Annotated in this window: 17 protein-coding genes and 2 pseudogenes; 11 read left to right on the top strand and 8 right to left on the bottom strand. The window is 46.1% G+C overall.

The features are described 5' to 3' along the window. Positions 1-250: 250 nt before the first annotated feature. Complete coding sequence (locus tag QZ938_RS00095) at positions 251-1,915, top strand: NB-ARC domain-containing protein (RefSeq protein WP_293346873.1); 1,665 nt, start codon at positions 251-253, stop codon at positions 1,913-1,915. Positions 1,916-2,562: 647 nt separating this feature from the next. On the opposite strand, the gene QZ938_RS00090 is transcribed toward QZ938_RS00095, so the two are convergent. From QZ938_RS00090 to QZ938_RS00080, 3 genes are all read right to left on the bottom strand, one after another. Beyond that, on the bottom strand, positions 2,563-4,293 hold the full coding sequence (locus QZ938_RS00090; RefSeq protein ID WP_293336396.1) for an NAD(P)H-quinone oxidoreductase subunit 4: 1,731 nt from the start codon (positions 4,291-4,293) through the stop codon (positions 2,563-2,565). Positions 4,294-4,602: 309 nt separating this feature from the next. After that, positions 4,603-5,304, bottom strand: coding sequence for a DUF4079 domain-containing protein (locus QZ938_RS00085; protein WP_363318754.1), 702 nt, complete (start codon positions 5,302-5,304; stop codon positions 4,603-4,605). A 190-nt stretch (positions 5,305-5,494) separates the two neighbouring features. Next, the gene (locus QZ938_RS00080; protein ID WP_363318755.1) at positions 5,495-6,484 is read right to left on the bottom strand and encodes an ADP-ribosylglycohydrolase family protein; all 990 of its coding nucleotides are present in this window, start codon (positions 6,482-6,484) and stop codon (positions 5,495-5,497) included. 353 nt (positions 6,485-6,837) lie between these two features. On the opposite strand from QZ938_RS00080, the gene minC reads away from it, so the two are divergent. The 4 genes and pseudogenes from minC (at position 6,838) to QZ938_RS00060 (ending at position 10,882) form a co-directional block, all read left to right on the top strand. Beyond that, positions 6,838-7,635, top strand: coding sequence for a septum site-determining protein MinC (gene minC / locus QZ938_RS00075; RefSeq protein WP_293143550.1), 798 nt, complete (start codon positions 6,838-6,840; stop codon positions 7,633-7,635). A gap of 377 nt (positions 7,636-8,012) precedes the next feature. After that, entirely contained in the window at positions 8,013-8,819 is an 807-nt protein-coding gene (gene minD, locus QZ938_RS00070) for a septum site-determining protein MinD (protein WP_293143547.1), read from the top strand. Positions 8,820-9,034: 215 nt separating this feature from the next. Beyond that, a pseudogene (gene minE, locus QZ938_RS00065) lies at positions 9,035-9,292 on the top strand (cell division topological specificity factor MinE); the annotation flags it as partial. Between the two features lie 346 nt (positions 9,293-9,638). Beyond that, positions 9,639-10,882: pseudogene (locus QZ938_RS00060) on the top strand (RNA-guided endonuclease InsQ/TnpB family protein). A gap of 303 nt (positions 10,883-11,185) precedes the next feature. Here QZ938_RS00060 and QZ938_RS00055 read toward each other — a convergent pair. Continuing rightward, complete coding sequence (locus tag QZ938_RS00055; RefSeq protein ID WP_293143541.1) at positions 11,186-12,358, bottom strand: DUF58 domain-containing protein; 1,173 nt, start codon at positions 12,356-12,358, stop codon at positions 11,186-11,188. A gap of 282 nt (positions 12,359-12,640) precedes the next feature. Between QZ938_RS00055 and QZ938_RS00050 the strand changes: the two genes are divergently transcribed. Then, positions 12,641-13,957: a type IV pilus twitching motility protein PilT gene (locus QZ938_RS00050; protein WP_293143538.1), complete on the top strand. Its 1,317-nt coding sequence runs from the start codon at positions 12,641-12,643 to the stop codon at positions 13,955-13,957. Between the two features lie 369 nt (positions 13,958-14,326). Here QZ938_RS00050 and QZ938_RS00045 read toward each other — a convergent pair whose 3' ends face one another. Together QZ938_RS00045 and QZ938_RS00040 are read right to left on the bottom strand one after the other, a co-directional pair. Next, a complete protein-coding gene (locus QZ938_RS00045) occupies positions 14,327-14,482 on the bottom strand; it encodes a transposase family protein (RefSeq protein ID WP_293143535.1) in 156 nt (51 codons plus the stop codon). Positions 14,483-14,862: 380 nt separating this feature from the next. Beyond that, positions 14,863-15,366: a hypothetical protein gene (locus QZ938_RS00040; protein ID WP_293143532.1), complete on the bottom strand. Its 504-nt coding sequence runs from the start codon at positions 15,364-15,366 to the stop codon at positions 14,863-14,865. Positions 15,367-15,648: 282 nt separating this feature from the next. On the opposite strand from QZ938_RS00040, the gene QZ938_RS00035 reads away from it, so the two are divergent. From QZ938_RS00035 to QZ938_RS00020, 4 genes are all read left to right on the top strand, one after another. Next, on the top strand, positions 15,649-15,891 hold the full coding sequence (locus QZ938_RS00035; RefSeq protein WP_293143525.1) for a hypothetical protein: 243 nt from the start codon (positions 15,649-15,651) through the stop codon (positions 15,889-15,891). A 314-nt stretch (positions 15,892-16,205) separates the two neighbouring features. Next, positions 16,206-17,288: an ATP-dependent 6-phosphofructokinase gene (locus QZ938_RS00030; RefSeq protein ID WP_293346879.1), complete on the top strand. Its 1,083-nt coding sequence runs from the start codon at positions 16,206-16,208 to the stop codon at positions 17,286-17,288. A 341-nt stretch (positions 17,289-17,629) separates the two neighbouring features. Next, positions 17,630-19,057, top strand: coding sequence for a YcjF family protein (locus QZ938_RS00025; RefSeq protein WP_293143515.1), 1,428 nt, complete (start codon positions 17,630-17,632; stop codon positions 19,055-19,057). A 438-nt stretch (positions 19,058-19,495) separates the two neighbouring features. Further along, the gene (locus tag QZ938_RS00020; RefSeq protein ID WP_293143512.1) at positions 19,496-21,019 is read left to right on the top strand and encodes a DUF697 domain-containing protein; all 1,524 of its coding nucleotides are present in this window, start codon (positions 19,496-19,498) and stop codon (positions 21,017-21,019) included. A 209-nt stretch (positions 21,020-21,228) separates the two neighbouring features. On the opposite strand, the gene QZ938_RS00015 is transcribed toward QZ938_RS00020, so the two are convergent. Further along, positions 21,229-21,918, bottom strand: a complete 690-nt coding sequence (locus QZ938_RS00015) for a hypothetical protein (protein WP_293143509.1) — start codon at positions 21,916-21,918, stop codon at positions 21,229-21,231. 142 nt (positions 21,919-22,060) lie between these two features. Next, on the bottom strand, positions 22,061-22,918 hold the full coding sequence (locus QZ938_RS00010) for a TlyA family RNA methyltransferase (RefSeq protein ID WP_293143506.1): 858 nt from the start codon (positions 22,916-22,918) through the stop codon (positions 22,061-22,063). A 302-nt stretch (positions 22,919-23,220) separates the two neighbouring features. On the opposite strand from QZ938_RS00010, the gene QZ938_RS00005 reads away from it, so the two are divergent. Next, entirely contained in the window at positions 23,221-23,418 is a 198-nt protein-coding gene (locus tag QZ938_RS00005) for a hypothetical protein (protein WP_293363186.1), read from the top strand. Positions 23,419-23,745 lie beyond the last annotated feature (327 nt).

Here is a 23,745-nt window from a genome sequence, read left to right as displayed (position 1 = left end):
CGGTTGGAGATTTATCGCGCAGGTGCTACAGATTAATCGCTCATCGCCTTGCCTCCACCCTACAAGAGTTCTACTAGGGTTGCATTCTTTTTTTGAAGTGGTATCAAAATGGATAATTTGGGTATAAATATCTCAAACGGCCCTCCAAGACCGACAAGCAAGCTGAAGATTGACTTATTCAATTGTTTGCCCGAGAGAACTCAGAGAATATAATAGAAGATAGATTTTTAGTACAGGCGAGATTCCTACCTTGACTACTCCGATTCCTCAAAACTTTGTGCAAACGATCGCTAAAGAGCGCGGTGTCACAGATGCCGAGTTAGAGACTGTGTTTATGGCTCTCGACGGTCAATCTACGGCTACCATCGCAACCAAGCTTGGCATTAGCGATATCGCCGTTCGCAAAAGACTAGGCGAAGTTTACAAAAAGTTTCAGATCGCGGGGAATGGCCCTGGAAAGCTCTCGGAATTGAGGCATCAGTTGCTGTTTTCCTACCACACCGAGCAGGGTTCGATTGATTTTAGTCAAGGTAAAGGCTCTCTATTCAATATGCCAATCCTCTCCGTTGGCGCAGCCCCCGTAGGGGCGGGCTTCGCTAACGGGCGCCGACAGGAAGATTGGGGCCAAGCACCGGATGTGGCAGTTTTTTACGGGCGGACTGAAGAATTAACTGCTTTAAAGCAGTGGATTGTATCCGATAATTGTCGCGCAGTAGCGCTGCTGGGTTTGGCCGGTAGTGGAAAAACAACTCTGTCGGTGCAGTTGGCAAAACAGGTACAGCATGAGTTTGATTTTGTGATTTGGCGATCGCTGCGATCGACACCAACAGCATCCGACTTCCTCACTAGCTTAATTCAACTTTTTGCTAACCCACAAAAGTCCGATCTGCCTATCGACTTTAACAGCAAAATTTCGCGCCTAGTCGAGTATCTGCGCCAGCAGCGATGTCTGATAATTTTAGACGATTTTGAAGCAGTGCTCAAACCAGAAGAACTAGCGGGACATTACCGCGAAGGCTGTGAAGGATATCGAGATTTAATTGTGCGGCTCTGTGAAGTCAATCACCAGAGCTGTGTTGTCCTAGTTAGTGCCGAAGAGCCTACGGAAATGGCTTTGCTAGCTGGAGAAAAAGTGCGCTTTTTAAAGCCTGCTATTTCCGAGGAAATAGCCCGAGATATTTTCAAAGAAAAAGGTTTGTCCGCCCAAGATAGAGAATGGGAAATCTTGTTAGCCCGGTACGGAGGCAATCTGTTAGCAATCAAGATTGTGGCGACAACCATTCATGAGTTTTTCGAGGGAAATGTTGTCAAGTTTTTGGAAGCGACGGCATTATTTATTGAAGAACACATCAGCAATTTGCTCGCGCAGCAGTTCGATCGAATGTCAAATTCAGAACAAGAGATTGCTTACTGGTTGGCTATTGCTCAAAGTCCGATTTCCCTAGCGAGTTTGCGAGATCAGATGTTAGTCAATTCTTCCCTTTCCGATTTGCTAAAAAATCTCGATTCTCTCGGCCGTCGCTTTCTCATCGAAAAAATAAGTGAGAGCGGGCAAACTGTTTTTAGGCTGAAGCCTTTAATCGTGCAATATGTAAGCGAAAGATTAGTCGAGCAGATTCAAGCGGAGGTTTTGGAGACCGTCAAAATGCAAGGAATAGAAAGAATGTGGCTGTTAAAAACTCACAATCTTAGTAGGAGTGTTGCTCAACAAAAAGAAAGCAAAGAGGATCGCAGTCGCTCAATTGTAGAATTAGTTACAAATCGGTTGCAAGTATTGTTTCTGAAAACTGTAGGTTCGGAAGAACCGCTAAATATCCTGACGAAAGTTGCCTCGGGGCTGGAAGATAAATCGATGCTTGAGGTGGGATATGCTAGGGAAAATTTAGCTCAGATTATTTTAGGAATTCGGCGCTAGTATGAGATTCGGCAAATTACACCAATTATGAAAAATACTGCAATAGTATTTGTAGGGTATGGCTCAATCAAAAATCTGTAAATTCAATCGACTTTTCGAGCGATGACACACCTGATACGATAGTTGATACAACTAGCCCAAAAATTGTTTGGTCGGAATACTTTTTGTCAATGGTATAATAAACTTCGTTCGTTTGTAGTGCGGACTTAAGTCCGCAGCCGGAGAGCGGACTTAAGTCCGCACTACGAGCCGTTTTTGTTATGGCTATAGACCCGAAATAATACGATCGATCCACCGCAAATGTCAATCAAATAAATACAGCTCGACGCAGATTCATTTCAAATAAAAATAGTTTTTGAATGAGCGCAAGAAGTCTAAGGTGCGTCTCATTTTTGAAAAAAGCATTTTTTATTATAGTGCGATCGCGCTTGATGCTCCCGATGCGCGGTGCGGATCTATGAGATTGTCGATTTTTCTCGATAAATTTTCGAGGGCGACGCACCCTACGATTCTGTCAACTGTCAAGTAAGAGGGCGGGCACGGGGGCACCGCCCCTACAACTATTAACTCCTTTATGCGACAAAAAAACGATCGCCCTTTAACAAAAGCGATCGCTCTATTTTTAGCAACAACAGAATTGGATAAAATTATTTGACAATACCCAAAACCGATGCAGATTCAGATCCGGTAATTTTGCCCAAAGCAGGTACTGTTGGAGCCTGTGCAATTTTGGGTGCCAAAAATCCCTTCGCATAAATCTGAGGATTTTGTTGAACGATGAGGGTGTAAGATTGGCGGACTTCGGCGTTAACAGCCACAGTCTTCGCGTCGTAAACCTGCATCGCCATGTTCGGATAAAAACCAATGCCGACAATCGGGATCAAGAAGCAAAATGCGATCGCCACTTCGCGAGGTTGAGCATCGATAAACTTTGCATCACCAGGCAAAACGCAACTATTACCGAAACAAACCGCTTCATCCATATTCTCTCGCTGATTCCGCAAATCTAGATCTTCTAAATCGCAAGCTGCCAATGTTCCACAGTTGTAAAATAACTGTCGCAGCATCGAGAGCAAATAAATCGGTGTCAAAATCAGTCCCACTGCCGCCAGGAATATGATTACTGCGCGGAAAGAAGTACCGTAAATATCGCTAGTTGCGACTCCCACAAAAACTGACAATTCGCTAGCAAAACCGCTCATCCCGGGGAGTGCCAAAGAAGCCATCGCGCCTGCTGTAAACAAGGCAAACACTTTCGGCATTACTTTGCCAATCTCGCCCATCTCGTCCATGATCATGGTATGGGTGCGATCGTAAGTCACGCCAGCCAGGAAAAACAATACTGAGGCGATCAAACCGTGGGAAATCATTTGCAGCAGCGCCCCGTTGATTCCCAAATCGGTGAAAGAAGCAATACCCAACAACACGAATCCCATGTGAGAAATCGACGAATTCGCCAAGCGGCGCTTCATGTTGGTTTGGCCGAAGGAGTTAAGCGCGCCGTAGATAATGTTAACTACGCCGAGCACCGCCATAATTGGCGCAAAGTAAACGTGTGCTTTCGGAAGCAGTTCCAAATTCAAACGAATCAGTCCGTAGCCGCCCATTTTCAGCAGCACGCCGGCCAGAATCATCGACACAGGAGAAGATGCTTCACCGTGGGCATCAGGCAGCCATGTGTGAAAAGGGAAAATCGCGAGTTTGACGCCGAAGGCAATCAACAATCCCGCATAAAGTAGGATTTCTAAACCTAGCGGATAGTCCTTCAAGCCCAGTTCTACCATGTCGAAGGTAACGTTTCCTCCGCCGTAGAATCCCATTGCTAGGGCAGCGACGAGAATAAAGATAGAAGCGCCGGCGGTGTAAATCAAGAATTTGGTAGCTGCGTAGCGACGGTTTTGTCCGCCCCAAATCGAGATTAGCAAGTACACCGGAATTAGTTCTAATTCCCAAACAATGAACAGCAACATGATGTCTTGGGCGACAAATACTCCGATTTGTGCCGAGTACATCACCAGCATTAGGAAGTAGAACAATCGTGGTTTGCGATCGACTTCCCATGCAGCAAAAATCGATAGCGTCGTCACCAATCCCGCCAATAACACTAGCGGCACTGACAATCCGTCAACCGAAATAGACCAGTTGAGACCTAAAGAAGGTATCCAGGGATACTGTTCAACGATTTGGAAACTAGAAATGCTCGGATCGTAGTGCGTCCAAAACACCCAACACATCAACACAAAATCTGCAATGCCTACGCCCAGGGCATACCAACGCACAGTTTTGCCGTCTGTATCGGGCAGAAAAGGGATGGCGAGGGCAGCTACGAGGGGTAGCATGACTATTGCGGTCAGCCAAGGAAATTGATCCGCTATCATGATATTGAGAATAAATACTTAGTTGAAAGTTACCACTATTGTAATACTTAAGTTTAATAAAAACTTAAGATTTGCAAATATTTGTTTTATATTAATGATAAAAAAATCTACTGCATAGATTTCCCAAAATGTCAAGATACTTAGGAGGTATTTATGTAGCTTGTTGAAAATCATCGAACAATCTCTGTAGGGCGCGCCGCCATTCTTTAAGCCCTTGCATGGCGATTTGAGGGCGACGCACCTGTTCCGCGTACTAGCGGTAATAATTAATTATTCTGTAGCACGAGTTTTTATGGCTGGCACTGTGACTCACGGTTTGGGGCAAGTCTTATTTGGGAAGTCACAGCTATAAATATAGGGTTTCTGCCAACTCAGAGGAATTTCTAATAAATCCCTGGTTCCCGTCATTCCTTGTCCCAAAAAGAGCAATACAGCGATCGAGTTCAAGATGACATGGACTGTGCGCCAGCGATTCGATCGATCTTTATAAATGTCTGGAACTATCGCCAGGGAGAAAACCATCAGCAACGCAGCGGCGATGCCAATGTAGTAGTGAGACCAATACCATTCATCGCTGCGCCGAAAAACGCCATCTTGAGCGCCAAGAATCACCAAGCCAGCACCCGTCAATGTCGCAAATGTGCCGCGCCAGATAGCAGGTGTCGATCGATATAACATGACCAAAGAGGCAATGGTAGCAACAAACATCAGAATAATGAAAATTACCTGAAACGAGTTTTTGCTCCAAACATCCTTGCTCAAAATATGCTCAAAAATTGGGTAGCCCAGACCCAACAGAGTTACTCCTACCACAGATCCCGACAGAATTTTACCTGCTTTGACGTGTTCGCCGCCGACTACAGGGGGAATTTTGCTCTTATCCCCAGAGGCAACTTGCTGGCGGCGCTGCCTAGTTTGCCAAGCCATATTCAGCACAATACCAAGCATCGGAAAAACGATCGCTACAGCCAAAACAGGATGCAGCAAACTCAGAAAATCTTTAATTTCCATAAAGCACCTTTTTGTTTTTAAACTGGATCAAACTAAACTTTTGAGATTTTGACGAAATCGATCGCCCGATCGCGATCGAACAAAACCCGAGGCTTCAACAAAATCGCACATCACAACCAGAGAGATTTTAACTTACCAGGAGCGCAAGAGCATTTCCATTAATTCGGACATACAAAAACTTGGTTTCTAGTCACCCGTGCGTAAGTCCTACAGTCAACAGTTGTTCGGCGAAAGATGCAATTAGACTGAAATCGGTCAATTGCGAGATCCATTTTTGTGGTATGGCAGATTCGCCGTAAAAAGCTCCCGCCAACTGTCCGTAAACTGCACCAGTTGTATCCGCATCGTCGCCCAAATTCACAGCCAACAAACACCCTTCGGCAAAAGAAGAACTGTTATAAAACGCCCAAAGAGCCGCCTCCAAAGACTTAACCACGTAACCAGTACCCTTAATTTCAGGAGGTTGTCTCCGTTTAAAAGAACCCGCCGCAATTTCATCAATTTCTGCCACCAGCGGGTGCGCGGCCCAATATTCGGCGATCGGACAATATCTTTCCGAAAGCAAAACTTCTTTACTAACTTTATTCACAGCCCCCGCAATTAAAGCACCGAAATAGCGGCAAGCATCGACGCAAGTAGCCGCACCGTGAGTAGTTCGAGAACTTGCTCCAGATTTTTCTATGACTTCTAAAGGATTCTTAGCATAAAACAAAGGTACGGGAGCCAAACGCATAATCGAACCATTTCCAGCAGCCCAAGCATCAGTTGAACCGCAGTAAGGCTTTTTTGTATCTTTAAAATGCCAAAGTGCTTCTTGCACCGTATTGCCAATATCAAAACACTTGCCTGTACTGCTCAAATGTCCATGTAGCCGCCACTTCAGATAAGTTTCTAATTGATGGACTGGATCGAAATCTTTTTTTTCAATCAAACTTTCAGCTAAACAAAGTGCCATCGAAGTATCATCCGTCCACTGTCCCGGTTGCAGGCGAAACGGGCCGCCACCAACCATATCTTTAATGGGTTCAAAGGTTCCGGGGCGACAAAACTCTAAAGTTGTTCCCAAAGCATCGCCAACTGCCAAACCGATTAGACTGCCGCGATAACGTTCTATTTGCTGCATAGTAATTTTCAGTTGATAGTTGACAGTTGACAGTTGACAGTTGATGGCACTTGACAAAAGATATTGTAGGGTGCGTCAGCGAGGGGCCTAATTTTCAGGTGGGGAGCCAGAAGTGGCTGACGCGCCCTACTACCAATGTGACTACTACCAATGTGACTGTCAAAATAAATGTTTTTTGCATTCATTGAGATGCTCCCGTGTAGACCTACTTTATTCTCTTAATTCTCTTTCTCTGCGTACTCTGCGCCCTCTGCGGTGAATCAAAAAAATCTTGTTCAAAAATGAAAGAAAATTGCCCTACCTGCGGTTAAAAATAAAAAAACCCGACTTTTCGCCCCAAAGGCTGAGGCCAAAGACGACTCAAGCTAATATTGATGTTAACCTTTCGCTACCCGAGATCGAACCGTCCCATGACACCCGATGCCTCCACAGCCGCTGCTGCTACCCCTCAATCAACACCCGAAGTTAGCTTAGATTTGCAAGTCCGACTCAAGACTGAAGACGGACAGCTATTGTTGCTACTTCCCCCAGAAACGAACAACGAACCCGCAACTGGTACGGCATCGACTTGGACTGAACTTTGCCAGCAGCTAAAAGTCAGGCTGAATGCTGGAGAACGCTTTTGGCAGCCGAATGCCGAAGTACAATTGATGGGCAGCGATCGACTTTTAGATATCCGCCAATTGCAAGAAATCGCCGATGCCCTCTTGGAAGCGGAACTGCAACTCAAACGAGTCCACACCAGCCGCCGCCAAACGGCCGTTGCCGCAGCTACGGCAGGCTATTCTGTAGAACAGCAGCCTCCGGTTTCTACCCTGAGTAAATCCGCCGACAAACCGCAATCGCTGGCGGAACCTTTATATTTGCAGATGACTGTGCGATCGGGCGTAGAAATTCGTCACCCAGGGACGATCGTACTTTTGGGAGACGTAAATCCTGGTGGCTCAGTCGTCGCCGGAGGCGATATCCTGGTTTGGGGCCGTTTGCGGGGCGTCGTGCACGCGGGTGCTGGCGGCAACACCAACAGCGTGATTATGACCTTGCAGATGGAACCGATGGTGATTAGGATTGCTAAATACGTTGCCAGAGGCCCAGAAGCCTCACCCGCTCAGTTTTTCCCGGAAGTCGCCTATGTGACGCCTCAGGGGATTCGGATCGGTAGAGCCTCTGATTTTGACAAATCGCAGTTAATGGGCGGTAATGGGTAATTGGTTATTAGTCATCAGTCATTAGTCATTAGTCATACTATTTCTATTTAAGTCGGCACTTAATAATTTGGTTTTAGCTAAATCAGTGAATCCAGAAAAAATGAAAAATTGAGTGCATATTTAGAGAGAATTCCTGGAAAAAATGAGAGTTGTAAGTTTTGAGTGTTAAGTTGATTCAACGAATAACAGATTGCCGATCAATTATCACAAAACAATTGCCAACGAATGACAAAAAGCCAGAAGATTAATTGCTTATGACTAATAACGAATAACCAATGCCCCATGCCCAATGCCCCATGCCCAATGCCCCATGACCAATGCCCAATGCCCAATGCCCAATGCCCAATGACTAATTCCAAATAAATCTAAAATCGCTTATGGCTCGCATTATTGTTGTTACATCAGGGAAAGGCGGAGTGGGAAAAACCACCTCCACAGCCAATCTCGGCATGGCTTTAGCCAAGCGGGGGCGTACAGTTGCGGTAATTGATGCCGATTTCGGCCTCAGAAATTTAGACTTGCTGCTGGGCTTAGAAAACCGCATTGTTTACACGGCATTAGAAGTTCTCGCCGGAGAGTGTCGCTTAGAGCAAGCTTTGGTGAAAGATAAGCGGCAGCCGCGCTTGGTGCTGTTGCCGGCGGCTCAAACTCGCATGAAGGATGCCATCAGCGCCGACCAAATGAAGCAGCTTGTGGGGATGTTGGGAGCAAAATATGACTATATTTTGATCGATTCTCCGGCTGGAATTGAGCAGGGTTTCCAAAATGCGATCGCCCCGGCGCAAGAAGGCATCATTGTCACGACTCCAGAAATCGCTGCTGTCCGCGATGCCGATCGAGTCATCGGCCTGCTGGAAGCCAACAATGTCAAGAAAATCAGGCTAATCGTCAACCGGATCAGGCCTGCAATGGTGCTGGCAAATGATATGATGTCGGTGCAAGACGTGCGAGAAATCCTTGCCATTCCGCTGTTAGGCGTCGTTCCCGACGACGAGCGGGTCATCGTTTCTACCAATCGAGGCGAACCATTAGTATTGTCGGAAACGACCTCTTTAGCTGGAACTGCCTTCGACAATATTGCCCGCCGTTTAGAAGGCGAAAAAGTTGATTTTTTAGATCTCACTCCTCGTCGGGAAACGTTTTTCACTCGCCTCCGCAAGTTTTTCAATACTAAAATTATGTGATGTGCTGCCCTATTGGCGATCGACCTTTAATAGCAGCCACTGCATCGCAAAAACTAGCCGAAAAATTCCCGGAGTAACACCATTTCGCAAAAAGCATCAAACTGCTTCCCCAGACTCCAAACCAGACGGGAATAAGTCATTCCCCAATCTAAAATCTAAAATCTAAAATCGACTGACTTTTCCTATGCCCAACCATTGACAAACCCGCCGTAACCATGATATACACACTTCTCGAACGACTTTTCCCGCGCATCCCTGACAACAGCCGCGACGATGTAAAACGCCGCCTCAAACTGGTTCTAGCCCACGACCGGTCAGAACTCAGCCCCGAAATGGTTGAGTCTATGCGCCGAGAAATTCTAGAGGTGGTGTCTCGCTATGTGGAAATTGATACCACTGAGTCAGAGTTCGGTCTAGAAAGCGACCAGCGGGCCACATCTCTGATCGCAAATCTGCCGATCCGGCGAGTTAGACTGGAAAATCCACCGGAAAATTTGCCCTATAAATTACCTGAGAAATCCTCGGAGAAATTGCCAGAGAATCTACCTGAAAAGGTGGCTGAGTATGTACCGGAGTATGTCGTCGAAACTCTCCCGGAAACTGAGTGAGTGATAGGATTTGGGATTTTCTGTTCACTAAATTAGTGCGATCGGCTCGCCATTTAAATTAAACTATAGAAAACATATCGAGAACCCCGTCCTTTCAAGGCCCGGATGAAGGCTAGCCACAGCTTTTAAGCTGCCAGTCACCCAGCAAGATTTTGTTGTTGTCACGATATCTACAAAATGGTACAATATTTTGTAGAGTTGGTCAATAACCATGCTAAATCTCAGTTACGAGTACAAACTAAAGCCGACAAAAGAACAGATTTCTCAAATCGAACGAATTCTAGTGATTTGTCGTAAGGTCTGGAACTACGCATTGAGAGAACGGAAGGACTGGATTAACTCTCGTAAATGCTCGATTAATGCTTGCTCGATTGTGAACGAGTACATTATTCGTGCTGATGCTCCCTACCCAAATTATTATGTTCAGGCTGCCTTGCTCACTAAGGCTAAAGAGTTGTTTCCCGAACTAAAAACGGTTAACGCAAAAAGATGCTTCAACAGGTGTTAAGAAAGCTGGAGACAGCCTTCCTAGACATGAAGCGTAAGGGTATGGGGTTTCCGAGATTTAAAAGCAAATACCGAATGCGGTCATTTGTATTTCCTCAAATGCTCAAAAACTGCATCCAAGGAAATAGCATTAAGCTGCCACAATTAGGTGTTGTTGAGTTCATAAAATCTAGGGAGATTCCTAATGGGTTTGCAGTCAAACAAGCTCGAATCGTTCGTAAGGCTAGCGGATATTTCGTCATAATTTCACTAGAATGTGATGTTAATGTGCCTGAGCCTGTTGCAACTGGATATCCGATTGGCATAGATTTAGGCTTAGACCAATTTTTAGCAACCTCTGAGGGTAAATTAATTAAACGTCCTAAGTTTCTAGCAGTCGAACACCGCAAGCTGAAATTGCTGCAACGTCGGCTCAAGAACAAGAAGAAGGGATCTAACAACCGCCATAAGTTAAATCGAAAAATTGCTAGACTACATCAGCGTGTAACCGACACTAGAAAAGACTGGCATTTTAAATTGGCTCACGAAGTAGTAAAAGATGCGGGAATGATATTTGTTGAAGATATCGATTTTCGAGTTTGGGCTAAAGGTATGTTTTGCAAACACACTTTAGATGCTGGCTTTGGTCAATTTGTTGCGATTCTTGCTTGGGTGTGCTGGAAGCGTGGGGTTTACTTTGAAAAAGTAAATAAGGATTTTACCTCTCAGGTATGCCCTAATTGTGATACGCATACTGGCAAGAAAGAGCTTAATAATCGAGTTCACACCTGTCCAGAATGCGGGTATACAACGCATCGAGATGTAGCAGCATCTCAAGTTATTCGTAATCGCGGATTATCCGCCGAGGGACGCTCGGTAGATATAAAAGAAATTGCCTGTGGAGATGGTCTGGCGGGGACTGGTAACAGTCTAGTTAAGAATCCGAGAAGCAGGAAAAAGAAGGCATGAAGGCGTGGCTAAAGCCCGCTTTCATGCAACCTTTGAGAATCCTCGCGCATTCATGCCGAGGAGTACGTCAACTCTCTACAATTAAAATCTTGTGGGGTGGGCTAAGATTGTCCGCCCCAAATATGTTATTTAAATAGGAAAAAGCTTGCCCTCTCGTTTGCGTTTGCATCAGAATCATGATTTTACCAGTGCGAGCTTAAGAGCTCGCAAGTTATCTCCTCTGGCGAGCGGGGACGATCGCACTTTCGACAATTCTGCTGTCACCGGATTTAATAGGATACATAAAAAGTCATCCACTCAATCTTAATAACTAATCGGTCTTTCTAAAGCATCTTGTAACTGAAGTTCTAAAGGTCTATCAGAGCGAATTTCTAAACCAGGTAAATCGTGTTTTACTAACAGTTTTTCGCCTGTTTCCGTCGCAGTGGAACTCGGCCAGAGTACCCAACGACTACCGGGCGTAAGAGTGTTTAAACTTGCAGAGTTTTGAGTCAGCCAAATTATCGATAGTTGCGATCGACTATCGATCGCATCTTCCCCAGCATTAACCGCCGCCAAAGTTTCCAAAACTACCCGGTTCCCCGATACAAGTCCGGTTCCTGCCGTCCAAAGTTTGACGTTTAACAGGCGCTTGCTAGCATAGAAGTAAAGAGACGCTGCTACTGTCACCGCTCGTTCAAATTCCTCTGGTTGCCACAATGCAGCGCTGTCGAGAGCAATAATAATTTCTTGACCGCCTGCTGCAACTTCTAACTCTCTCACCCGCAGTTCTCCGTAGCGGGCGCTGGTACGCCAGTGAATCAGGCGGGTGGGGTCTCCGTGACGGTAAGGTCTCAGGTTGCGGGTGAGGCCTTCGGTAGCGGTTTGCGATCGACTACGATCGTACAATTGCGGACTGTCTTCTTGACCGATGCGATCGATCAAAGGGCAAGTGCTCAACGGCAAAACCTGCGGGTAAACCACCGCCACCGCTTTTACCGGGCGGCTGCGACGGCACCAAAACAACCCTAAAGGCGCGGCAGTCCTCAAGTGCACCTCTTGCCAGCGATAGACGCCCCGCTGCCGGACTTCCAAGTAGTATGTATCCCTGTATATACTTTTAGGCTCTACGATCTCGATCGGGCGGACAAGCTCTTTTCCCAATACAAACGGTAAGATGTCTACCACTTGCAACAAGGTTTTAGGTTGGCGGGCGCTATTTTCGATTTCTAGTTCCACGGTGATTTTATCGCCAGCACTCACCGGTTCGATCGGGTGGCGGCGCACTTCCAAGGAACGCAGCGATTTTGCAGGCAAAACCGCAGCTACTACCAGCAGCGCCAAACTGCCACCGCTGAGCGCGTACAGCCACCCAGCCATTGTATTAGTAGCAGATCCAAAAAAGAACACCGTCATCCCTGAGAGCAGCCAACCCGCGTAGGCAGGAGTAACAGCCCGATTTTCGAGCCAATCGGCAATTTTGTGACGGATGTTCATAGAAGTTAAAACTGTTAATTACTCGATCGCCCATCAAGCCTAATTGTAAAATATTCTCAGCATTTGGCACCGAATTAGCAAGCGAGCGATTAGATTATAAATCGGGAATTTTTTCACTCATACCTTGACCCCGCCCAATAACGGATACAAGATCCCGACACTGAATCGCGCACGGTCAATCCCCAAATTTTAGACCATAGTTGAAACTCCCAGATTCAAACCTGCGAGTTAATCTAAAATCTAAAATCTAAAATCTAAAATCGACTGACTGGAGACTAAAAAATGAACCCATTAAACAATCCTACACCAGTTAAACCCGACCCTCAAGCCCGCCGCACCCCCCCGCCACCGCCACCCTTGGCTGCAACTCCTGCGCCACCACCACCACCCCCGGCGCCTGCTGCACACCCGCCGGCGCAGCAACAGCAGCAGCAACAGCAGCAGCATCATCATCAGCGGGCTGTTGAGACTCCCATAAGTACGATCGAACAAATGGTCAGAGATGCCCATAGCGCCTCGGCTTCCGATATTCACATTCGAGTCGGCCAAGTACCTCGATTTCGGATTCGGGGCGTGATGCAAGTAGCAACCACCCACCCCAAAGTCACGCCAGAAATTTTTGAACAATACTTAGCCGAAATTCTCACCCCCGAACAGCGAAAACAGTTTGCAACTACCAAGGAATTAGATTCAGCAATTTTTTACCCAGGCTTCGTGCGGTGTCGGCTAAACTGTTTTGATTCCCTCAGCGGCGGCGCCCTAGTATTGCGGTTAATCAGTTTAGAAATACCCACTATCGACTCCTTGAGGTTGCCCGACGTTCTCAAAAAGATCATTTTGCGATCGCAAGGATTAATTTTGATTACAGGGCCTACGGGTTCAGGGAAATCGACAACAGTAGCTGCGATGATCGACCACCTCAATCAGACGGAACAGAAGCACGTAGTTACAATTGAAGACCCGATCGAATTCATTCACCCTTCTAAAAAATGCTTGGTCAGCCAGCGGGAAGTCGGCTTGCACACCCACGAGTTCCAGCAGGCTTTGCGGGCAGTTTTGCGGGAAGACCCCGATGTCATCCTGATCGGGGAAATGCGCGATCGCGTTACCATCAATACAGCCTTGCAAGCAGCTCAAACTGGTCACTTAGTATTGGGAACCCTCCACACTCGCAGCGCCATCAACGCTCTTAACCGCTTGTTAAACCTCTACCCGCCCGAGGAACAGCAGGCAATGCGGATTCAAATTTGCGATTCTTTAGTAGCAGTAATTGCCCAACTTTTGCTGCCAACAGTTGACAACCGCCGCGTCGCAGTTCACGATATTTTGGTGAACACGCCAGCCATGCACGATTACTTGATGAAAGGTGATGATGATGAAGCTTTCCGGTTGATGCAAAATGACACCTACGAAGGCATGAAGATTATCAACCAGGATCTTTACAAACTCGTACTTGAAGGTAGAGTGACAATCGAAGAAGCCACAAAAACTTCTCCCGAAGCCAGCGATTTAGACCGCCGCTTGCGGACAGGAGGCTACGAAGTTGGGTCGGCTCGAGACTTTGAAGGTAGCAAAAAAGAAAGGAGCGTTCGCGCCTAGCCTAATAGCAACATACATACAGGGGTAGGCACAGCAAGCCTACCCCACAAATTAATACCATTTAACGCACTTGCCATCTAGGTTGTAGGACTGCTACTTTGAGAGAGTTCAGGGAGCGCTGCGACTAATACCTTCACCATATAGTCATCGCTCATAAAAATCAATACCGGATGCGGGAAACAAGCGTGACTTTAGTCCTTCCTAGGGAAGCGGCTCGGGGGACTTCAGTCAAGAGTGTTCTTTCTTTGCTATTTCTATTAAAATATTGGGCGTTGCTTAATCATGGTATGAAAAAAATAAGTTTAAAATCCAAAACCTTTGTGGATACTGGTTTCTATGACAGACCTATTTAGCCTTTCATACCGTAAATCAGCAACGCCCCCAGTTATCGAAGGCGGCTTCCATCTGTTTGGGGTGGAGACGTTCAATCACCCGCCGAAAGCTATCTGGGCTGGGGATGCCATTGGGGAGTGCTAAGAAGGTGGAGAGCCAAGCTTGTTTGCTACTGCCATAGAGTTCCACCATGGCTTAAGAGCTTTGTCCGCCTGCAATGGTGGAGAGAATCGCCACGATCAGAATATCGGATAAAGGATGCCATTGTCCCCGTTCGACTCGCTCGATCTTCGACGGATTTAAAACAGTCTACTAATCCTTGGCTTAAGGCTGATATTTCTAAGGGAACCGCACGAGGTGTGGGCAGCTCAACAGCGGGCAGCGGGCGCAAATCCTTGAGACATAACGGTAACCAAGAGGTGGGAATACCCTCCAGTGTTACCTTGTGTCAGCCTCGAAGCGAGGAAATCTAACAAACCTTTAGCATTGCACCTTTAACCTCAGTATCTGGCTTATTAATCTGTATCCTGAGCTACTATTTAACGTGCGCTTACCCTGCCTACAGTTAGCTACTATTTCGCTGATTTCTGTGCCTTTTTTTCCGATTCTACAGATTGCAAAGCTTCGTCCAGAATTGCCCGAGCTTCCTCAGCTTTGCCCCTAGCTTCTCGATAGCGGACATTAGCTTGCGCGAAGTTTTTGAGAACCTTAAAACCGTCTTTCAGACGACCTATTTCCTCGGCACTCACAGGCTCATCTGTAAACAAAATATCGATCGCCTCCCGGATTTTTAGGGCTTCTTCCCGCGATTCCATCACCTTCAATTTGAGACTTGCCAAATTGCTCAAAATCTGCACTGCTTCAGTAATTGCGTCCTCACCGTCAGACACAGCAGCATCTTCGATAACTTCAACAAACTGCTTGGGCCCAAATCCTTCTGCGAGCTCTGTAGGTAGCTTACCTTCATCCATCAGCAGCATCAGCTTATCCATTGCTTCTTCGCGGGCTTTCGCTGAATCTTTCCCTTTGACGGTTAAAATAATTTCGGGGCTTTGAGGAAGTGTATAACGAACCATATTTTGACCACAAGTATGCGAAAACAATTGAATGATATTTTATTTTATCTTGATTCGATCGTCTGTTGCAGCTATCCATCGGCTCCCTTACCAGAAAGAATTGGTTGAAAGCCCGCCCGCCGGAGTGGGAGAAATTAAAATCGGACTATTGATTACTTCAATCCTCTTTCTTCTAAGTAGAGGTCGCTCTCAAACTGTCAACTGTCAACTGTCAACTGTCAACTGTTGAACAATCGCTTGTCAAAAGTTGACACACATACACTCAAAAAGGAATCCTCGACCATGAAAGATAAAATTCTTAACTTCCTCAACTTGATTTTAGTCGCTGATGTGTTTTTCGTCTTGGCGATTTTTGCGTGGTTTGCGATCGCCGTTGCAGGGCGATCGACTGGCGTAAATCTCGGTTTCGATTTATGGTACAGTCTTTGGCAGCCCGTATTTAATCCTGCCCTCGGTATTCTCATGGGCGGTGCAATTCTCAGCGGTATCGTTAACCAAGTTTCTAAACGCCTCAATCCCAAGTAAAATTTATGTTGTATTTGAGACGGTGATTTGGGACGCTACGAAAGTTGGCTATCAAGCTTGTAGGGTGCATCAGAGATGAGCTGCTCAATTAGGTCGCTGAAGCTTGAAGATACATAAGTATGTTATTGCCAGTGAAACAAAGTGAAACGTTAGCGGAGCGATCCGAAGGAAAGCAATTACAAAGGTTATTATAGCTTTACATTCTGTTACAGAGTAAGGTTTATTTGTAACTACTTACGTCGAAAATCAGGATTGAACGAATCGGAATCTAAAAATATCAACCGTGTTCTGAGGAACAAAAGTCTGGCTAAATTATGGGAGAACAAAAACGTATCGGCATTCTCACCAGCGGGGGTGACTGTGCAGGCTTAAACGCCGTGATTAGAGCCGTTGTTTACCGCGCGACGGGAACATACAATTGGCAAGTGATGGGCATTCGTCAAGCCACCAAAGGGTTGATGAGTCGCCCTCCTGAAGCTACACCCTTGAATATTGAGAAAGTAGATTCTTGGCTGACTATTGGCGGTACGATGCTAGGCACTACCAATGAGGGCAATCCTTTTGCTTTCCCGATGCCGGATGGAACTTTGCGCGATCGCTCTGATGATATTATTGAAGGCTATCATCAACTAGGTTTGGATGCCTTAATTGGGATTGGTGGCGATGGCAGTCTCGCCATTCTCAGAAAGATTGCTAAAGAAGGCAATTTGAATTTAGTTGCTATTCCTAAAACTATTGATAATGATGTCGGAATTACCGAGCGTTCGATCGGTTTTGATACTGCTGTCAATATTGCCACAGAAGCACTCGATCGCTTACATTTTACAGCGGCCAGTCACAGCCGCGTGATGATTGTTGAAGTCATGGGACGCGATGCCGGACATATTGCGATTAGTGCCGGAATTGCTGGCGGTGCTGATATAATTCTGATTCCCGAAATTCCTTACAAAATTTCCGAAATCTGCGCCAAAGTTCAAGAACGCCAACAACGCGGAAAAAACTACTGTTTAATTATAGTAGCGGAGGCTGTGCGGACAGAAGCAGGCGATTTAGTAATGCACACAAATCGCTTAGGCCAAAGTCGATTAGGTGGCATAGGTCAGTATTTAGCTGATACAATTTCTGATTGTAGCGGTGCAGAAACTCGCGTCACAGTTTTGGGACACATTCAACGCGGAGGAACGCCTTCTCCGCTAGAAAGATTAATTGCTTCGGCTTTTGGTGTCGCAGCAGTTGATTTAGTTGCCGAAAAGAAATTTGACCGCATGGTATCTTGGCAACAGCGGGAAGTTGTGAGTGTTCCGCTGGAAGATGCGATCGCCAAATACAGACCTGTAGACTTCGATGGTACTTTGGTTAAAACGGCCCGCGGTTTGGGAATTTGTCTGGGAGATTAGTCAATTATCTGTCCGATTTCTCAAAGATTAACGAAGTTCAAGAAACCGGGGTTTTTCGCGATAGAAGGTTTTTGGCTAGTATTTAGTTAAAAAACCCGGTTTCTGACACCATATTTTTCATTTTCCCATCAGGAAATCATCTGCGTTTGTCTGTGTTTATCTCCTTGGCATCTGCGGTTACTCTATTAAGTTGATTTTGCACTGGTGAAAAAAGTTTAGGGTGCAATCCGCCCGATCGCCCGATCGGCAGTTTGGATGTCGCAGAGGTACGATGGAATATAGGGAGGGAGACCAAGCCCGGTAAGGTTAAGCTTGGCGATAATACCCACAGGAAGGGAAAAATGACACTTAACTTGCGGCGACCAATTTTGATAGGCGGAATAGGACTTTCAGCAGCGCTGTGGCTGTTGGAAACTCTACAGCATTCGGGTTCAGAAATGGGAGAAACGGCACTCATCGGCTTGACGGCTGCCGGTGCGGGGTATTGGTGGTGGAAACAACAATCTCCCACACTCGAACTCGAACTCCCGCAGCCCCTGGCCAAGCGGGAAGCAGCCGAAAAAGCGATCGCGACTGCCGAAGCAGCAATTAAATTGCTCGCCTCAGAAGCTCAAAACTCGGTAAATCCGGCTCATCTAACCGCAAAGCTCGATCGACTCAAAGCCGAATTAGACAGACAAGATTTGCGGATTACCGTAACTGGTGGCAAATCAGTCGGTAAAACTGCCTTAATTCAAGTTTTAAACTCTCAGTGGGCATCCCAACAGCCACAACAGCAGATTTTGTCAGAAACAGTACCGCTGTTTGCCAATACCACAAATTCCGATGCCAAAATCGGCGGTGATTTAGTGCTGTTTGTCACGGCGGGCGATATCACGGATTCCGAGTTTCAAACATTATCTCAACTAGCGTCCGCAGGTCAGCGCGTGCTGCTAGTTTTGAACAAACTAGACCAATATTTGCCAGCGCAGCAGTCACAAATTTTGCAGCAGTTGCACCAAAGAATGCAAGGAATATTGGGGACAGAAGATATAATTGCGATCGCAGCTTCCCCCAATTCGATTAAAGTGCGGCAGCACCAAGCGGACGGCACTGTTCAAGAACGGATTGAAACTCAAGTCTCTCAACTCGAACCGCTGACAGCAAGATTGACTCAAATCGTAACTGAAGAACGGCAACAGTTGGTCTGGGCGAGTGCAGTGCGCGAGGCTGCAACGGTTAAATTAGAAGCAAAAACCTTATTAAATGGCGTCAGGCGCGATCGGGCAATGCCCATCATCGAACAATATCAGTATATCGCCGCCGCCGCCGTTTTTGCTAACCCGGTTCCAGCCTTAGACTTGCTAGCCACAACCGCCATCAGCACCCAACTGGTAATCGACCTCGGCGCTATCTACAAGCAACAGTTTTCCTTAGACCAAGCTAAGACAGTCGCGGCAACTTTGGCAACCCAAATGTTCAAACTGGGATTGGTAGAAGTGTCTACCCAAACTATTACTGGACTGCTCAAAAGCAATGCCGTTACCTATGCAGCCGGAGGCGCAGTGCAGGGAATTAGTGCAGCCTATTTTACCAGAATAGCTGGACTAAGTTTGATTGAATATTTCCAAAATCAAGAACTGGAAAATGCGGCCAAAGGCATTTTCAGTCTCAATCAGTTGACTAAGACTTTGCAAGCAGTATTTCAGCAAAATCAACAAGTTTCCTTCTTGCAATCTTTCGTCAACCAAATTGCAAGTCGTCTGTCGCCTCAGACATCTGGGGTTTAGTAGGTACGTAGTTGCGCTTTAGCGCTCTTCTCTTATTATGATGAAAGAGCGCCCAAGCGCAACAACGTACCTTGTTTGTGCGAGCTTTGCGCTCTTGTATATGTGAAAGAGCGCTCAAGCGCAACTACATACCTTGTTTGTGCGAGCTTTGCGCTCTTATTATATATGTGAAAGAGCGCCCAAGCGCAACTACGTACCTTGTTTGTGCGAGCTTTGCGCTCTTATTATGTATGTCAAAGAGCGCTAAAGCGCAACTACGTACCTCAGATTTAGCGCTCTTCTCTTATTATGATGAAAGAGCGCTCAAGCGCAACTACGTACCTTGATTTCGTGGGACAGTTGGGTAAGTCATAAAATTTATCAAAAATTGTATTAAAATAAGAAATAGAATGTTATATTTCCACGCTCAATTACATAGCTTAAAAAAGCCGATCGCCAATGGCTGACAATTCCCTTCAAGAAAATCGCCTATCCCTAGCCCGCGCCAGTTTGCGCCAAGCCCTCGCGCGCTACTCCTACCTGCGCCAAGGCAAAAAAAACTCGAACAACACAGAATTAGAAGCCGCGCTGCAAACTCAGTTAGATATTTTAACTTCCACTTCCGAAAAACTCGACCATAATGTCATTCGCATTGCTACTTTCGGGCTAGTAAGTCGCGGCAAATCAGCGGTATTAAACGCGCTGTTAGGTCAAAAAATCCTGCAAACAGGCCCCCTCAACGGCGTGACTCAGTGGCCGCGTTCGGTACGTTGGAGTGTGCCTTTACCCCTCCTTGACAGCGTAGAACCCCCCCAACCCCCCCTTGCTAAGGGGGGGCTTCTGGAACCCCCCCTTGCTAAGGGGGGGCAGCGGGGGGTTCAAGTAGAATTAATTGATACTCCCGGACTTGATGAAGTTGGCGGGGAAGTGCGCGGCGACATGGCGAAACAAGTAACTCGCCAAGCTGACTTAATTCTATTTGTTGTGGCTGGCGATATCACTCGTACTGAATATCAAGCTTTGTGCGAATTACAAACTGCTCAAAAGCCGCTAATTTTAGTTTTTAATAAAATTGACCTGTATCCAGAATTAGACCGAAAAGCTATTTACGAAAGTTTGCAAGCGCTGGGAAATTCCGAACAGCTAGCAGCCGATGCGGTAACAGATAAGGAAGATTTGGACGATTTGGACGATCGCCAAAATAAGATCCCTGCTCCTAAATCTACAGCAAAACCACCCGCTAAAATTGCCAAATCCTTAGAAATAGTCATGGTAGCCGCCGAACCCGCACCGGTACAAGTGCGGGTAGAATGGTCAGATGGAAGTGTCACTCACGAATGGGAGTCCCCGCCTCCCCAAATAGACGAACTCAAGCACACAATTTTGACAATTCTTAACAGAGAAGGGCGATCGCTCCTCGCACTTAATGCTTTAGTAGAAGCTAGAGATGCCGAAACAAATCTTGCCCATCAAGTGCTCAAATTGCGACAAACAGAAGCCGAGGATTTAATCTGGCAATTTGCCAAATATAAAGCTTTGGCGGTAGGCTTAAATCCCGTTGCTTTCCTAGACATAATGGGCGCAACAGTCGCAGATTTAGCCTTAATTCGCTCTTTATCCAGACTTTACTGTTTACCGATGACTGGTTACGAAGCCGGCAAACTTTGGCAAACTATTTTCTCCAGCGCTGGCGGCGTACTTTTGGGAGAATTAGGTAGCAGTTTCCTCTTGGGATTTGGGAAAAGTGCGGCCGCTGTCGCCCCACAAATCGGCTTTTCGACTTTCGCCGGAGTCGCTGTCACTCAAGCTAGTTTAGCAGCCTACGGAACCTACGCTGTCGGTCGCGCCGCCCAAGTTTATTTAGAAAGAGGCTGCACCTGGGGCCCTCTGGGACAGGATACTGTCATTCAAGAGATTCTAGCTACCATCGAGCGCAATACAATTATCGATCGCTTGCAGCAAGAATTCAAAATTGGTAATTAAAAAAAGGCGATCGATATCTAGCAGCTATTGTCAATAATACTACATCCGATTGAGCTATCATCAACTTGGTTCGATCGTTCGGAATGTGAGTCCTAGTCATGAGAGATGCGGACTGAAGTCCTCACTACAAACCTAATGCGGACTGAAGTCCTCACTACAAACTTTTAAGGACTGAAGTCCTCACTACAAACCTAATGCGGATTATATTCTTATCGTCCGGCGATTCTCACACCTTCCCTAAAATGAACAATCGTCGCAATTACCGCAATACAAAAGTAAAATATTCTAATCAGCCAAAAACAAACCCGCATTGACCAAGAAACAATCGTCGGAGCAACACCAGTTAACTGCACAAATCTCGAATTAACCTTTTTTTCAAAGCTGTCGAGGTCTTTCATCTCAGATTGTTTTGTGGGAATCACCGGAAACTGACCGGTATATACATAATAACCGAGAAAACGCTCCACTCCTACCTTTCGCTTCAAAAATGAGTTAGTTAATGTTGCAGTTTCCGTCGGCGATAAGTTATCCGATTCCGCTACTTTGTCCAGCCAAGAATTATATCTGATGGCTGGCGTACTCATGAAAACTATGGGAACTATAGGTATCAACAAAGCCGCACTAATTTGGCGACTGTATTTAGGATGTAGCAGTTTTGTCGCGATGCCAAATCCCATGCCGATAAAAGCAAATACCAATATATTTAACAGTTCAATAATTTCGATGCCCCTCAACAAATCACCGATAATCAGAATTGTATATAATAATTTATCTGCCAGCAGCAGAGCTGCGAACTTGATGAGAATTGACACGCCTACAATAATAGCTGCAATCGCCAGATAACCTATGCCACCTAGGACGTACAAGAAAATTGAACCGACTTGTTTTAATGGCTGCATGGAATTATTCACTCTTGTGAAAGTTTAGGAGTCTGATTGACAAAACAATTTAAAATTTTAGATAAATCTGGCTCTCCACATTTGAGTCTTAAAATTGATTAGTTTGACATTTTGCAGTCAATCTAAAATCTAAAATCTAAAATCACTTGACAAGTTCCTGGGCGGCCGCTTTTGCGACTTGTGCGATCCGTTCCTTCACAACACCCTCTTCGTTAGCGCAGCCCTCGAAGAGGATCGCACTTTGGTCTGGTTCCTGTTCGCGATCGATCCCCAACCATAAAAGATACTCGATATTACCGGCCGGGCCAAGTAAAGGCGACCACGTTAAGCCTCTTTCCTGCCATCCTAAAGCTGTAGCTGCCTTCCACACTTGAAAAATCGCATCGGCTTGAGTTGCCGAGTCTCTGACTACGCCTTTTTTCCCGACGCGATCGCGCCCCACCTCAAATTGCGGCTTTACCAACAATACCGCTTCTCGCGGTGGTGCCAACAATTCCCACAGCGCCGGTAAAACCTTATCCAGCGAAATAAACGACACATCTACTACCGCCAAATCTGCTCGCGGTGAGTCTCCGTAAAGCTCCGTAGCAGTCATGTAGCGCAAATTGGTGCGTTCTTTCAAAATTACCCTCGGATCGTTGCGTAAGCGCCAATCAGCTTGACCGTAGCCAACATCGATCCCGTATACCAGGGCCGCGCCGGCTTGCAGCAAACAGTCGGTAAAACCGCCTGTGGAAATACCCCCATCCAGACAAATTCTGTCCGTGACGGGAATTGCAAAGATTTCTAAAGCTTTGGCTAATTTGTCGCCGCCTCTGGAAACGTAGCGCGATCGCTGTTTAATCAAAATATTGGCTGCAATGTCAACCTCAGTGCCCGGTTTGTCAATTACCTGTTGGTCGATCGAGACTTGGCCAGTCCGAATCAAGGCTTGAGCTTGTTGTCGGGAGGTACATAAATCCAGGTCTACCAATAAAGTGTCTATTCGTTGTTTAGCCAAGGTGTTTAATCTGTACGGATAGGGTTAAGGACAGTATCAGATTAGCACTTACGCAAAAACCCGACTGCGGATTTTTTATAATTATTTGGGTTTTCCGAGGGCGATGCCCTCACATCAGCATTTTTATAGTATTTTGAAGCTCGATGGGCGATCGCTCCCACCCCACATGATGTGACTTAGATCGCTATGAGCCTGTAGTTTTATCACACATCGACATTCGTAGAATCACATAAAAAATGTCGCAAATCAAAGATTATGTAAATACAGGGGAATGCGCTACAAACACAATCAGGGCGATGGACATGAAAAAAACGAACTTTCCGATCAGAAATTCTGACATTTGTCAAGAAAATCCTCTGGCCTTCGTCAGTGGCAACATAATCCACATTCTTTACCCCAACGGCGAAGTAGAAGCAATCAGCACCGACCAAATCAACCGCCACCACACGAAAAATCCCCTCGACAAATGCCTCGTCTGGGGATATGTCGGCGATTTTTAATACCAATTTCCAACAAGAATACAACTTTCAACAGTTGACAGTTGACAGTTGACAGTTGACAGTTGGAGAGCGAACTCTACTAATACCCATTTCCCAACAGAATGCAACTTTCAACTTTCAACAGTTGACAGGTAAGCCAACTCCAAACCCTTATACAGCAAGTCATTCCCAATTCTTTACCGACTCTCGATCGAAAATGATATGGCGTTGCTGAATCAAGGTATGAATGCTCCAGGAATGGGAATATCGTCAAACTTCAAGTAATGTATTAATAATTTAATAGAATGCTTGAGCATTTCCTCACATTTAGAATAACAAAGAGTCTTG

The organism is Microcoleus sp. CAWBG27 (genome assembly GCF_020883145.1).
Classification (GTDB): domain Bacteria; phylum Cyanobacteriota; class Cyanobacteriia; order Cyanobacteriales; family Microcoleaceae; genus Microcoleus.
This window is presented reverse-complemented; position numbering and strand designations above follow the sequence as displayed.

Coding starts and splice junctions, on each gene's coding strand:
- QZ938_RS00040 (WP_293143532.1), bottom strand. CDS start 15,366: ATGGTTCGTTATACACTTCCTCAAAGCCCCGAAATTATTTTAACCGTC.
- QZ938_RS00025 (WP_293143515.1), top strand. CDS start 17,630: ATGACACTTAACTTGCGGCGACCAATTTTGATAGGCGGAATAGGACTT.
- QZ938_RS00085 (WP_363318754.1), bottom strand. CDS start 5,304: ATGGAAATTAAAGATTTTCTGAGTTTGCTGCATCCTGTTTTGGCTGTA.
- QZ938_RS00005 (WP_293363186.1), top strand. CDS start 23,221: ATGAAAAAAACGAACTTTCCGATCAGAAATTCTGACATTTGTCAAGAA.
- QZ938_RS00050 (WP_293143538.1), top strand. CDS start 12,641: ATGAACCCATTAAACAATCCTACACCAGTTAAACCCGACCCTCAAGCC.
- QZ938_RS00090 (WP_293336396.1), bottom strand. CDS start 4,293: ATGATAGCGGATCAATTTCCTTGGCTGACCGCAATAGTCATGCTACCC.
- QZ938_RS00045 (WP_293143535.1), bottom strand. CDS start 14,482: ATGGTGGAACTCTATGGCAGTAGCAAACAAGCTTGGCTCTCCACCTTC.
- QZ938_RS00030 (WP_293346879.1), top strand. CDS start 16,206: ATGGGAGAACAAAAACGTATCGGCATTCTCACCAGCGGGGGTGACTGT.
- QZ938_RS00020 (WP_293143512.1), top strand. CDS start 19,496: ATGGCTGACAATTCCCTTCAAGAAAATCGCCTATCCCTAGCCCGCGCC.
- QZ938_RS00035 (WP_293143525.1), top strand. CDS start 15,649: ATGAAAGATAAAATTCTTAACTTCCTCAACTTGATTTTAGTCGCTGAT.
- minC (WP_293143550.1), top strand. CDS start 6,838: ATGACACCCGATGCCTCCACAGCCGCTGCTGCTACCCCTCAATCAACA.
- QZ938_RS00015 (WP_293143509.1), bottom strand. CDS start 21,918: ATGCAGCCATTAAAACAAGTCGGTTCAATTTTCTTGTACGTCCTAGGT.
- minD (WP_293143547.1), top strand. CDS start 8,013: ATGGCTCGCATTATTGTTGTTACATCAGGGAAAGGCGGAGTGGGAAAA.
- QZ938_RS00055 (WP_293143541.1), bottom strand. CDS start 12,358: ATGAACATCCGTCACAAAATTGCCGATTGGCTCGAAAATCGGGCTGTT.